Consider the following 11,766-nt stretch of genomic DNA (forward strand, 5'->3'; position numbering starts at 1 on the left):
GCCGCCGGCTGATGCCTCGGCCGCGCGGGTTTGCCCGCTCAGCCACCGTGCCCGGGTGCGGTGGTCGTGGCCGCGCCTTCGGACGAACCGGACGGGACGTAGTTCTCCTTGTTGCCGGCAAAGTCCCGGACGTGCGCGTCGAACGTCGTTGTCGAGCCGTCGGCGAACGTGAGGGTGAAGGCGGTGGTGGAGCCGGGAGTGAGCGGGCCCGCCAGGTCCATCAGCATGAAGTGATCGGCACCCGGCGCGAAGCTGTGGGTGGATTCGGCGGGAAGGGTCACTCCGCCTTCCTTTTCACGCATGACCATGGTCCCGTCGGGTCCGGCGACCATCTCGTGCATCTCCACCCGCGCTGAGGCAGGGCTGGTGACCGACACGATCTGCACGTCGTCGGCACCCGAATTGGACAGTTCCGCGAATGCGCCGGTCATTCCGCTCGGCGCAGCCTTGACCCATTGGTCGGACACCGTCACGGAGTCCGCCTCGGTCGAGGAATCATTCTCGGATGTGGAGCATCCCGCCAGCAGCAGCCCCGCACACAGGGCGCCGGCCACGTAACCGGCGGGACGGGAGGACAAGATCGACATGGTGAACTCGTTTCGATTTTTTCGGAGGCGGCCGTGGCCGCGCGACCGACGAGGAGGGGCGGCGTCCCCAGCCGTCGAGGCAGGGCAACGCCGAACAGGAGCCCGCCGGTTGCGACCGCGGGTGGGGTGAATGTGGGTAGGCGCCGACGACAGCGAACCTGGTGAGATCACTGCCGCGGGTGCACTATGCGCGAAGTGGTGGCGCCCGAGTGCCCGATGCGGCGCTGATCAGCAGCCAGAGGTTCAGCCGTGCCCGGTAGAGAGGGGTCGAGGACCAGCCGCGGATTTCGACACGCGGGGAGGCGGAGACCAGGAGAACGGCACGGCGGACAGTCGCCACCGCGAGTCCGCAAGCGCGCTCGGCGCCGCGGATCAGCAGTGCTGCGGCACCGATCGCGGCGATGTGGGCGGCGATCATCACCGGTCCGGGCCGGAAGCCGGTGGCGTGGTCGGACGCGATCATCAGGGTCGCGTGGCCGATCACCTGGCCGGCGGCAAGGGTGGACAGCAGGAAGAGCGACTCCCGGGCACGCACCGGCACCGCCGATACCGCGGCGCCGAGCGCGGCGCACACGATGACGAGCATCACCACCGCGCTCTCGTCGGGCAACGAGCCGCCGTGGCCGATCGCGTGAGCGACGGCACTGACAACCGCCGACACGGCACCCACGAAAGTACCGCGTACCTGCGCGGCTACGGTCGTCGGTGAATCCACGATTCGAGGATACTCTCCTCTACTACACGGACTAGTAGGACATCACGCGCGAGCGCGCCGCCTCGACGATCACGTCGGCGTACTGCGGACATCGTTGCCGGAAGCAGTGGCAACCTGTTCGAGCCGGGGATCACCGAAGGCGCGCCGCGTGTGCAGGACCAGCTCACGCAGCGCGGGACTGCTGGACTTCTTCCAGACCAGCGCCAGCACCGCGGGGATGTGGACGTCGGTCAGCGGGACCGCGGTCAGACCGTCGTACGCGGTGGCCATCGATTCGCTCACGATCGCCACCCCGAGGCCGCGTCGCGCCAGGTCCGCCACCGTGTCGGGTGCGCTGGCCTGCAGGGCGATCTCGGGTGTGACGCCCGCGGCCGTGCAAGCCTGATCGAACACCGTCCGTATGCCCGTTCCCTCGGGCATACATACGATCGCATGGTCCCCGAGCTCGGCCAGGGTCATCCGTGATCGCCGCGCCAGCGGGTGGTCCGGCGGCACCGCCGCCACGAGCCCCTCGCTGACGATCGGGTGGACGTCCAATTCTGCCGGGGGTGCGCCTGCGATTCCGACGAGTGCGAGATCGATTCCGCCGCTCCGCACTCGCTCGACGAGGCGATCGGAACTGTCCTCGATCAGCGTGAGGTCGATACGCGGATGCGCTCGGTGGAACGAGGACAGTGCGTCGAACAGTCCGGTGACCGTGCACGCCGTCACCATTCCCACGACCAGTCGTCCGCGGAGCACCTGGTTCACCTCGTCCACTGCCTGCCGCACGCGCTCGGCGGACGCGAGCGCGGCACGGGCGTGGCCGAGCGCCGCCTCGCCCGCCGGCGTCAGCTTGGCCATGCGACTGGAGCGGTCGATGAGCGTGGCACCCAAGTGGTGTTCGAGCTGACGGATCTGGGCACTGATCCCGGACTGGCTGATGTGCACCCGCTCGGCGGCGCGCGTGAAGTTCGCTTCTTCGGCCACCGCGACGAAATACTCCAGCTGCCTCAATTCCATAACCAGAAATTCTACTTTCCAGCAGAACAATGAGTTGGACTTCCGGTAGCCCGGCACCGAACCTGGAGGGTGACTGTGACGCACCCCCGCGAGAGGAAGCCATGTCCGCGAACGAGAAGGCCCTGACGCCCGAAGACCTCACTCGACTTTTCGTCGAACGGTCCAACGCCGGTGACGCGGCAGGCGTTGCCGCCCTCTACGAAGAGAATGCAGTAATGGCGTACCCACCCGGCAGCCGAACCGTGGGCCGCGACGCCATCCGGAAGTTGTGGGAATCGGTGCTGGCGCACCGGCCGCACTTCGAACTGGAACAGCCCCTCCCCACCCTGGTCAGCGGCGACATCGCACTCACCTCCACCCCACCGAAGGACGGTTCCGGAGCGCGCGCCCAGGTGGTTCGCAGGCAACCCGACGGAACCTGGCTGCGGCTTCTCGACCAGCCCGAGTTCGTGACCCCCGGCGCCACCGTTCCCGGCACTGCCACGTTGTGATGTGACCGAGGCGACAGACGTGCGTGTGCGGCTCGGAATACCAACTGAGGCGATGCCGTTGAAGTAGCTGACGGTGCCCGATCCATGCCCCGGGTACCACACCAGAAATGTCGCTTCGTGCGACCACTTGCCGAGAGGCGCACTGGCGGGCACCGTCACCTTCCTGGACCGGGTCAGACCTGCATTGCGCAGCGTGCCCGGACAGGACACGAAGCCGCTGACACCCATGGGTGCCGGCGGCTTTTCTCATGTCCGCGGCGGTCGCGGACATCACATGTACCCGCTGCTCGAGACGGTGAACGCGGCCTTACAGAAGCCGGTTCCCTTCGAGAACCCGCAATAGATCTTGACTGGACCACTTGAGCTTTACCCGTTCACCATGTAGAACAAATCTATCTTCATTGAAACAGATTATTCGCCACCAAGGACACCGCTCGACTCGAACAGAAAGCTCCGGAACATGCAGACTCCGCCTTCCTTCGCCACCACCACCCGCCGCCTCCCGGTCGGTGGGTCGATGAGCACCGAGGAGATCAAAGCCCGCATCGAGGCGATGTTCGCAACCGACGAAGACCCCGATCGCCCCATCGCTCTCGTCGAATAGAGCCCCGCCCGGCGGACGATCCCCGACTGCGAGAGAAGGAACCGATGACGTCACCGGCACGAACCCACGCAGACCGCTCGTTGTTCATCGGAGACCCACCCAGGACGTCGAGATGGCGCGGACCGAGTCCGTCCCGGCCTCCGGCCCCACAGTTGAAGGCCGACGTCGCCGCACGAAGGGACTGAACGCATGAATACCGCAGTTGCCGAACCCCCCACACGAACGACCGTCCGTGCTTTCCCAACCCAGCCGCAGCGGACGCCGGTGAGGGCAGCAGCCGTCGTCGAGCAGGCCGCTGCTCCGGCGCTCACCCGCGACCGTGACCAATACCACGACGTCCATCCGCTGTTCGAGACGATCAGTTCTCTGAATGCCGATGATCCACGTCGAGTAACGCTGCGCGACAGGGCCGTCGAGCGCTGTCTGCCGCTCGCCGAACACATCGCCCGGCGTTTCCGCAATCGCGGTGAATCGCTCGACGACCTCATCCAGGTCGCCCGGCTCGGGCTGGTCAAAGCGGTCGACCGTTTCGACGTACACAAGGGGTCGACCTTCGTCGCTTTCGCCGTCCCCACCATCACCGGCGAGGTCCGTCGCCACTTCCGCGACACCGGCTGGGCGCTGCACGTCCCGCGCAGCCTGCAGGAACGCCACCTCTCCATCACCGCGACCGCCAACGAACTCTCATACACCCTCGGCCGCTCGCCGAGCGTCAGCGAGATCGCGACGGCGATGAAACTCGACAAGACGGAAGTGGCAGAAGGACTTCTGGCGACCAACGCCTACCAGACGTTGTCCATCGACTACCCCTACGGGGAAAGCGCGGGAGGCGACACGGTGCTCTCCGACACCCTCGGCGACCTCGATCCCGTCCTCGGGCACGTCGAGAACAACGTCACCCTGCAGCCACTTCTCGAAGCGCTGCCGGATCTCGAACGAACCGTGCTGGTGCTCCGGTTCTACGGCGACCTGACCCAGACTCAGATCGCGGCCCGTGTCGGGGTTTCGCAGATGCAGGTCTCCCGCCTGCTCGCCCGTAGCCTCGAGACACTGCGCAAACAGATCGGCTAGATGAACGACTTGTGGACGTCCGCTCCGTAGCGCCGGATGATGTCCTGTCTGGTTTCGCGAAAGGCATCGAGATCGCCTTGTCGTCCCGATCTTTCGACCGACCGCCGGGCCAGCTCATCAGCAATCACTTCGAGGAACAACTCTGCCAGCAGCAGCCTCGCCGCATCCCGGAATCGCCCTCGCCCGTCGAGATACAGCTGCACTGTGGGGTCGCCGGTGTTGATGATGATCTTGCGTTCGGCTGCGCTGTAGACGGCTCGATCCAGTTCGTGTTCGAGATAGCGGAGTTCGTACCCGGCGAACATGTCCTCACCGTGGTCTCGGGGCGAGGTCTTCCCGTTCGCGTGGCTCCGATGCAATCCGTCTCGATGACGCGATTCGTTTCGATGACGCGGTGCCGACGATTCGTGCTCCGCGATGACGATCTCACACCACGCCCAGAACGCTCCGGACCGCACCAGGATGTCGCCCCGGTCCCCCGGCGAATCGCTCTCGATGGTCCATTCCAGCCTCTCCACACCGGAAAGTCTCTCCACGGGGATCCCCTCGGGATCCGGTGTGATGCTCACCGAATCGGGCAACGTGCAGTCAATCGTCAGCGGGGCACCATCGGAAAGCTGCGCACTGTCGACGAGCAGCGCGACGTGAAACGGATGGCCGGGCCGACGGTAGTAGAAGGGCGTCGTGAAGCGCAGTGCAGGCGGGGATGCCGGCGGGGTCGTCAGGGCAGGTCTGGGCTTCGGCGCCGATCCGATACCCAGGTCACGAACCGCCGACTCGCTCATGCGGTGAAGCAACCGATCGATCATGTGCGCGGTGCGGTCGGAGGTCGACGCACGATCGAGATGCTTCAGTCGTTCCCGCTCGGCCAACACGTGCTCGGACAGCAATCTGCTCACGGCCCGCGACAACGCGACGACGAAGTTGTCCTTGTGATTCAGGCCTTCCCGTTCGTCGCTGATGATCGGTTCGCCCTGACCGAGCCGCTCGATCAGCCCCGGGCAGCGCACAATGCCGAAGAGGTACTCGGCACCCACCTGATTCTCGTACTCGAACAGCTGACAATCGAGCACGGCCAGCCCCGAGACGACGACGAGTCCGTTCGTGCGCTCGTCTCCCGTCATCCTCAATTCGACACCCTTGGTGTGCTTCAGAGTGATGGTGAAGGGATATTCCACACCTTCGAAAACAAAGCTTTCAGCCGCGTCGGGTCCGATCAGGACAATCGCCGGAGGCTCCTCGAATCGCACTCGTCCGCTGCGCTCGATCTCATGGCCGCGCGCAACATGCACGATTTCCACGGTGCGTCGCGCCATCACATCGCGCAGATACACGTTGTCGGCAATCGCCTGTACCGCGGTCTGGAAGTGGGAGACGATCACGTGCGGGTTCTCGACGACGATCGTCACCCGGGTGCCGCTCTCGACGATCCCCAAGCGTTCGTGATCGGCATCTGACGCCGGCTGGTCGGCACCGCTGTCGTCGTAGAGGTAACCGCCGTTCTCCTCACGGAAGAGTTCGATGCGGGTCAGCCGTCCGTCCTTGATGGTCTCGAGCAAGCCGGAACCGAGCCCGAAGACGGCCTGTTTCAGACCGCGGCCGAAATACCCGCGGCCGTCACCCTCACCCCTCGACAGGGGGCTGTGCGCGCCTCCGTACGTCAAAATGCGGGACGCTTGGTCGAATGACATACCTTCCGCCTGATCGGTGACCTGCAGAATCGCACCCGACTGATGCCGCTCGTAGCGGATATCGATTCGGCCGGTGACCTGTGCGCCACGCTTCTCCAGCCTCGAGTAGCTGTCGTCGCTGTTGGTGATCAGCTCGACAAGCGCCTTCTCGATCGACGCGAAACGCCGCGAATCGATGCCGATCAAACGTTGGTCCACAGGGATGGGGGCGACTGCCATGGTTCCTGCCTCGTCTGCTCATTGCTCGAATATCGAAGCGTCGGCGTTCCAGCCGTCCTCGATGGCGAGGCTACCCGCCTGCTCATGTGCTCGGGATCGGTTCCGGCCGCAACCGACAACGAAAAACCCCCACCCTGCGCGTTACGCGCAGTGGCGGGGGTTTTCTTGTGCGCCCGAAGGGATTCGAACCCCTAACCTCTTGATCCGTAGTCAAGTGCTCTATCCGTTGAGCTACGGGCGCATGCTATTCAGTTGATACAAATCTTCAGGTGATACACATCTTCAGTTGTCACACGTACCGGCCAACTAGCACCGGCGTGGCGGAGGCGAGAGGATTTGAACCTCCGGTCCCTCGTAAAAGGGACAACTCATTAGCAGTGAGTCCCATTCGGCCGCTCTGGCACGCCTCCCTGGGGTGGTTCCGATCCCTTCGGACCGCCGGAGCGAAAGATTACACACCTTTCGACCTCAATGGCAAAACGCGTGGTCAGCGCAGGTTGCTGTCGAACCAGTCGAAGATCCGGGTCTGTGCGTCGACGATGGATTCGGCGTTCGGGGCGTTTGTGTCTTCTATGCCTTCCCCGGGCATCTCGGGTGGCTCGTCGGCGCGGTGAGCGAGTCCGGCGTAGCTGACGACAAGGGCGGCGACTGATGCCTTGCCGACGGCTTCACGCAACATCGCGACGTGCTCGGGCGGAGTGGACGGGTCGTCTTCCCCGTACAGCCCGAGCCACGGTGCCTGCAGATCCGGTGCCGCGTCGATCAGGGCTGGTGCCTCGTCCGAGAGCGACTGGACGATGCCGCGGGCAGCGACGCTGACGGCCGCACCCACCGGACGGGTGGTGGCGACGAGGAGCGCTGCCGTCCCGGCGTCGTCGAAGCCGAGAACACCCACGCAGTCCGCGTAGATGCCGCGGGCCATCAGCCAGTCGAAGGTGGCGTCGAAGTCGGCGAACAGGGAGTCACCGAACACCTCGGTGCTCGAGGGTGCCGGTTCCCGATGGAACAGGTGCGGCGCAACTACCACCCACCCCTCCAATGCCAGGGAACGCATGAGGGCGAGGAGGGGCTCACTGAACACACGGGACTCGTGCAGGATCACAATCCCGCCCCGCGCCGGACCGTCCGGTTCCACGGCGGTCAGCGGCACAGAATTCCTCTGGTCCACCGGCTCACCAGCGACCGACCGCAGCACTGCACTGTCCCGGAAGATTCGCGACATAACCCCACCTTGGCACGGACTCGTCGACAAAGCACCAGATCGCGAAGCGCATAATCGGCTGGTGACTCCGCGAACCAGGCCAGACCTCGAATCGATACCCGCCTACGTTCCCGGGAAGAATTTTCCGGGCGCGATCAAGCTGGCGAGCAACGAGACGACCCTGGGCCCGCTCCCGAGCGTGCGCGACGCCATCGTGGATGCGGTCGCCAACGCCAACCGGTATCCCGACAACGGTCACGTCGCCCTCATCGCCGCACTCGCCCAGCATGTGGGTGTCGCGACGGAGAACGTGGCGGTCGGTTGTGGATCCGTGAGCCTGTGCCAGGAACTGGTCCAGGCCACCTGCCACCACGGCGACGAAGTGATCTTCGCTTGGCGGTCGTTCGAGGCGTATCCCGTTGTGACGCAAGTGGCCGGGGCCGTACCGGTCAAGGTCCCGCTCACCCCGGACTACGGCCACGACCTCGACGCGATGCTGGCCGCCGTCACCGACCGCACGCGCCTGATCTTCGTCTGCAACCCGAACAATCCGACCGGTACCGCACTCACCAAGGCCGAGCTCGAGCGGTTCCTCGACGCCGTGCCGCCGCACATCGTCGTCGCACTGGACGAGGCGTACTTCGAGTACAACCGGTCCGACGCCGACGGCATCGAACTCTTCCGCGGACGTCCGCACGTGGTGGTGTTGCGCACGTTCTCCAAGGCCTACGGCCTGGCCGGGATCCGGGTCGGTTACGCCGTTGCCGACCCCTCGATCGTCACCGCACTGGGACGGGTTCACATCGCGTTCGCCGTCAGCGCCATTGCGCAGGCCGCGGCCATCGCCTCACTCGAGGCGTCCGACGAATTGCTGGCGCGCACCGAGTTCGTCGTGCAGGAGCGGAACCGGGTGCGGGACGCGTTGCTCGCCGCCGGCTACACCGTCCCCGAGTCGGCCGCCAATTTCGTCTACCTCCCGCTGGGGCGGCACAGTGGCGCGTTCTCGGCCGCCAGCACCGAGGCCGGTGTGCTGCTGCGTCCCTACGGCGATGACGGTGTACGCGTCACCATCGGCGATCCCGCGGAGAACGACGCCTTCCTGACGTTCGCGACCGGCGCCGAAGCACGGCGACTCGGCGGCGTCGCGGTACGGGTATGACCGTTTGAGACGTGACTGTTACGCGCAGGCATAACAGCTGTGACGCCGTGTTGACACACTCGGTGAAGTTCGCCGAAGGGAGAGTCCACAGATATGCGTCGTCGAGCAGCGCTGTGCCGTGCTCTCGCGGCGGTGGGACTCTCGGCGATTCTCGCGATGTCGACCGGTCTCTCGGTGGCGCAGGCGCAGGAAGCGGCGGTCTCGGTGCGCCTGCTCGCCTTCAACGATCTGCACGGCAGCCTCGAACCCCCGCCCGGCGTGCGCAGCGAGGTGAAGCAGGCCGACGGTTCACTGGTCCGCGCGGGCGGTGCGGCCTATCTGGCGTCGTATGTGAAGCAGTTGCGCGGGCAGGCAGACCACTCACTGCTGTATTCCGTGGGCGACAACTGGGGATCGTCCTCGTTCGAATCGGCAATGTTTCACGATGAACCGAGCGTGGAACTGCTCAACCGCATGGGCGTGAACGCCTCCGCCATCGGCAATCATGAACTCGACGAGGGTTTCGCCGAGTTCCGCCGTCTCCAGTCCGGCGGCTGTCATCCGGTCGACGGCTGCCGATTCGACGACACGTTCGCAGGGGCCGAATTCCCACTACTCGCCGCCAACATGCAGTTCGACAACGGGGCGCCCGCCACCCTGCCCTTCAGCGTCGACTACGTCGAGGGAATCCCGATAGGGGTCGTCGCCACCATGCCCGCCGACACCACACAGTTGGTGGCATCCGAGGGACTGCGTGGCCTCCGGTTCACCGACGAACTCGACGCGATCAACCGCACCGCGGATCTTCTCGATTTCCTCGGGGTGCGGGCCATCGCGGTGCTGCTGCACAAGGGCGCCGAACCCGTCGCCGACAACGGCCCCAACTCGTGCGAGGTGGAATCCGGGCCCGTCCGGAACCTCGCCCTGCAGGCGTCACCCAAGGTGGATGTCATCTTCACCGCCGACAGCCACCAGCAGTACAACTGCTCGTTCCCCGACCCGGCGGGGCTACCCCGGATGGTGATGCAGGGCGCATCCCACGGCCGCATCGTCTCGGTGGTCGACGTGACGATCGATCGCACCACCCGCGACGTACTTCGTGATCGAACATCGTCCTTCAATCAGATTGTCACGCACGATATCCCGTCGGATCCGGATATTCGGGCTCTCGCCGATCGCGCCGCCGACCGGGCAGCCGAGGTCGGTGGGGCGCGGGTGGCGTCCCTGACCGAGGCGCTGAGCCGGGAAGAAACGGACAGCGGTGAATCAGCCCTGGGTAACGCCATCGCCGACGCCCAGTTGGCGGCCGGTGCATCGCGGGCCGCGCAGGTGGCGCTGACCAACCCCGGGGGAATCCGCGAAGACCTCGTGCCAGGCTCGGACGGCAAGGTCACCTACGGCCAGACCTACTCGGTCCAGCCGTTCGGCAACTCCCTCGAGGTCCTGACCGTCACCGGTGCGGCGCTGAAGGAGGCGTTGGAACAGCAATTCCAGCCCCGAGGTGACGGCACGATCACCGAGCGGATTCTTTCACCGTCGAGTTCGCTGACGTACGCCATGAACCGTTCGGCGCCTGTCGGCGAACGCATCTCCGACATCCGGGTGAACGGTGAACCGGTAGTGCCCGAGGCGCCGTACCGCGTTGCCGTCAACAAGTTCCTTGCCGACGGCGGCGACGGATTCGACGCCTTCCACACCTACACCGAGGCTCTCCACGCCGGATGCGATCTCGACGCGTTCATCGACTACCTGGGGTCGAGATCCCCCGTGGCGCCGCCGTCCACCGACCGCATCCGCGTCATCGGCTAGAACGCGACATCACACGCCGAGCGCTACCTTCAGCACCGGCCACGACGTTCGCAGTTCGTCCTGCCAGTACGGCCACGAATGCGTGCCGTAGTCGTGATAGACGAACGTCGCGGGAATGCCGAGCGCGTCGAGACGCTGCTCGAATGTGCGCGTACACACGTCGGCGGCGGCCTCCAACGGCCCACCCACCGCGATAGTGGATGCCAGGTCGCCCCCGGCCGCCCCCTCATGCGGACCCGGCAGCCCGTTCCCGGTGGAGATGTAGATCTGCTTGCCCCGCAGAGCCTCCGCATTGAGCGTGGGATCGTGCGCCATCCAGGCGGGATCGGTTTCCGGACCCCACATGTTGACGGGATCCCCACCCTTGAACGCGATCGTGCCCCGCACCGCGTCGCGCGAACCGGGCTGGGAGTTGTCGAGGCATCCGCTGTACGCGGCCAGGCCGCGGTAGAGCCGCGGGTGGCGGGTGGCGAGATTGGCTGCACCGGTGGCACCCATCGAGACACCCGCGACCGCGTTCACCCCGTTGCCGTCGAAGGCGGCATCGATGATCGGCGGCAGTTCGTTCGCCAGGAACGTTTCCCACTTGTTGACGCCCAGAGTCGGGTCGGGCAGCCGCCAATCGGTGTAGAAGCTGGCGGTTCCGCCGATCGGGAGCACGATGTTCACATTCTTGTCGGCAAAGAACCCGACCACGTCCGTCTTCTGAGTCCAGGTACTTTCCCGGAAGTCCGACTCCGCGCCGGCACTGACGCCGTCCAGCATGTACAGCGACGGACGGGGGCCACCGCTCGCCGGATGCAGCACCTGCACCTGTACAACCCGATTCATGGCCGCCGAGTTGATGAACACGGCGCTGCGGGTAGGGGTCAGGTTCACGACCTTGTCGACATGTGCAGCACCGCTCCCCTGCGGTGCCGCCGGAGCTGTCGCCGCAGGATCGGCGATCGCGGTCGGCCCCGGCCCCAGCAGGGACACGGACAACGCGAAACCGACAGCGAAGAGTGCTTGTCGACGCATAATAATCCCTCTTCCCCGGCCCTGTGTGGCTCCCGATTGCACACTATCGGGGGCATCCGGTCAAGAATAGAGAATAGAGGGTTCGGGGCCTGATGCAGGCCGAACTTCACGGAACCACCCGGATATCCGGCAGCGAGGGAACCAAACGTGCGATTCCCGCGTCGAACACCTACGAACAGGAAATTTCCGTGAGCCCACACCCCACCGGAGGTGACACG

General features: G+C 65.5%; 12 protein-coding genes and 2 tRNA genes. 6 read left to right on the forward strand and 8 right to left on the reverse strand.

All coding sequences use genetic code 11. The features are described from left to right. Positions 1-38: 38 nt before the first annotated feature. The 3 genes from WAW17_RS27470 to WAW17_RS27480 all read right to left on the reverse strand — a co-directional run bounded on the left by WAW17_RS27470 (position 39) and on the right by WAW17_RS27480 (position 2,304). Complete coding sequence (locus WAW17_RS27470) at positions 39-587, reverse strand: copper chaperone PCu(A)C (protein ID WP_422336022.1); 549 nt, start codon at positions 585-587, stop codon at positions 39-41. A gap of 184 nt (positions 588-771) precedes the next feature. Further along, positions 772-1,302 carry a hypothetical protein gene (locus tag WAW17_RS27475; RefSeq protein ID WP_422336023.1) on the reverse strand — a complete coding sequence of 177 codons (531 nt, stop codon included), beginning with the start codon at positions 1,300-1,302 and terminating at the stop codon, positions 772-774. A 69-nt stretch (positions 1,303-1,371) separates the two neighbouring features. Further along, the gene (locus WAW17_RS27480; protein WP_422336024.1) at positions 1,372-2,304 is read right to left on the reverse strand and encodes a LysR family transcriptional regulator; all 933 of its coding nucleotides are present in this window, start codon (positions 2,302-2,304) and stop codon (positions 1,372-1,374) included. A 101-nt stretch (positions 2,305-2,405) separates the two neighbouring features. Between WAW17_RS27480 and WAW17_RS27485 the strand changes: the two genes are divergently transcribed. The 4 genes from WAW17_RS27485 (at position 2,406) to WAW17_RS27500 (ending at position 4,470) form a co-directional block, all read left to right on the forward strand. Beyond that, on the forward strand, positions 2,406-2,795 hold the full coding sequence (locus tag WAW17_RS27485; protein ID WP_422336025.1) for a YybH family protein: 390 nt from the start codon (positions 2,406-2,408) through the stop codon (positions 2,793-2,795). Positions 2,796-2,922: 127 nt separating this feature from the next. Continuing rightward, positions 2,923-3,138 carry a hypothetical protein gene (locus WAW17_RS27490; RefSeq protein WP_422336026.1) on the forward strand — a complete coding sequence of 72 codons (216 nt, stop codon included), beginning with the start codon at positions 2,923-2,925 and terminating at the stop codon, positions 3,136-3,138. A gap of 117 nt (positions 3,139-3,255) precedes the next feature. After that, positions 3,256-3,399 (forward strand): hypothetical protein, encoded by a 144-nt coding sequence (locus WAW17_RS27495; RefSeq protein WP_422336027.1) that lies wholly within the window; start codon positions 3,256-3,258, stop codon positions 3,397-3,399. A 189-nt stretch (positions 3,400-3,588) separates the two neighbouring features. Continuing rightward, on the forward strand, positions 3,589-4,470 hold the full coding sequence (locus WAW17_RS27500; RefSeq protein WP_422336028.1) for a SigB/SigF/SigG family RNA polymerase sigma factor: 882 nt from the start codon (positions 3,589-3,591) through the stop codon (positions 4,468-4,470). Here the strand turns inward: WAW17_RS27500 and WAW17_RS27505 are convergent. The 4 genes from WAW17_RS27505 to WAW17_RS27520 all read right to left on the reverse strand — a co-directional run bounded on the left by WAW17_RS27505 (position 4,467) and on the right by WAW17_RS27520 (position 7,602). Beyond that, positions 4,467-6,380: an ATP-binding protein gene (locus tag WAW17_RS27505; protein ID WP_422336029.1), complete on the reverse strand. Its 1,914-nt coding sequence runs from the start codon at positions 6,378-6,380 to the stop codon at positions 4,467-4,469. The two genes, WAW17_RS27500 and WAW17_RS27505, sit on opposite strands and share 4 nt — an antisense overlap. Positions 6,381-6,548: 168 nt before the next feature. Further along, positions 6,549-6,621 (reverse strand) — tRNA-Arg (locus tag WAW17_RS27510). Positions 6,622-6,698: 77 nt separating this feature from the next. Continuing rightward, positions 6,699-6,790: transfer RNA gene (locus WAW17_RS27515), tRNA-Ser, on the reverse strand. A gap of 77 nt (positions 6,791-6,867) precedes the next feature. Continuing rightward, complete coding sequence (locus WAW17_RS27520) at positions 6,868-7,602, reverse strand: dienelactone hydrolase family protein (protein WP_422336030.1); 735 nt, start codon at positions 7,600-7,602, stop codon at positions 6,868-6,870. Between the two features lie 61 nt (positions 7,603-7,663). On the opposite strand from WAW17_RS27520, the gene hisC reads away from it, so the two are divergent. Further along, the gene (gene hisC, locus WAW17_RS27525; RefSeq protein WP_422336031.1) at positions 7,664-8,740 is read left to right on the forward strand and encodes a histidinol-phosphate transaminase; all 1,077 of its coding nucleotides are present in this window, start codon (positions 7,664-7,666) and stop codon (positions 8,738-8,740) included. A 93-nt stretch (positions 8,741-8,833) separates the two neighbouring features. After that, on the forward strand, positions 8,834-10,528 hold the full coding sequence (locus tag WAW17_RS27530) for a bifunctional metallophosphatase/5'-nucleotidase (RefSeq protein ID WP_422336032.1): 1,695 nt from the start codon (positions 8,834-8,836) through the stop codon (positions 10,526-10,528). 9 nt (positions 10,529-10,537) lie between these two features. Here the strand turns inward: WAW17_RS27530 and WAW17_RS27535 are convergent, their stop codons facing one another. Beyond that, the gene (locus WAW17_RS27535; RefSeq protein WP_422336033.1) at positions 10,538-11,548 is read right to left on the reverse strand and encodes an alpha/beta hydrolase; all 1,011 of its coding nucleotides are present in this window, start codon (positions 11,546-11,548) and stop codon (positions 10,538-10,540) included. Positions 11,549-11,766 lie beyond the last annotated feature (218 nt).

The organism is Rhodococcus sp. (in: high G+C Gram-positive bacteria) (assembly GCF_049286785.1).
Classification (GTDB): domain Bacteria; phylum Actinomycetota; class Actinomycetes; order Mycobacteriales; family Mycobacteriaceae; genus Rhodococcus_F.

What these genes read in the sequence shown, in the direction of transcription:
- WAW17_RS27495 (WP_422336027.1), top strand. Translation starts at nt 3,256, where the DNA reads ATGCAGACTCCGCCTTCCTTCGCCACCACCACCCGCCGCCTCCCGGTC.
- WAW17_RS27470 (WP_422336022.1), bottom strand. Translation starts at nt 587, where the DNA reads ATGTCGATCTTGTCCTCCCGTCCCGCCGGTTACGTGGCCGGCGCCCTG.
- WAW17_RS27485 (WP_422336025.1), top strand. Translation starts at nt 2,406, where the DNA reads ATGTCCGCGAACGAGAAGGCCCTGACGCCCGAAGACCTCACTCGACTT.
- WAW17_RS27500 (WP_422336028.1), top strand. Translation starts at nt 3,589, where the DNA reads ATGAATACCGCAGTTGCCGAACCCCCCACACGAACGACCGTCCGTGCT.
- WAW17_RS27520 (WP_422336030.1), bottom strand. Translation starts at nt 7,602, where the DNA reads ATGTCGCGAATCTTCCGGGACAGTGCAGTGCTGCGGTCGGTCGCTGGT.
- WAW17_RS27505 (WP_422336029.1), bottom strand. Translation starts at nt 6,380, where the DNA reads ATGGCAGTCGCCCCCATCCCTGTGGACCAACGTTTGATCGGCATCGAT.
- WAW17_RS27535 (WP_422336033.1), bottom strand. Translation starts at nt 11,548, where the DNA reads ATGCGTCGACAAGCACTCTTCGCTGTCGGTTTCGCGTTGTCCGTGTCC.
- WAW17_RS27530 (WP_422336032.1), top strand. Translation starts at nt 8,834, where the DNA reads ATGCGTCGTCGAGCAGCGCTGTGCCGTGCTCTCGCGGCGGTGGGACTC.
- WAW17_RS27480 (WP_422336024.1), bottom strand. Translation starts at nt 2,304, where the DNA reads ATGGAATTGAGGCAGCTGGAGTATTTCGTCGCGGTGGCCGAAGAAGCG.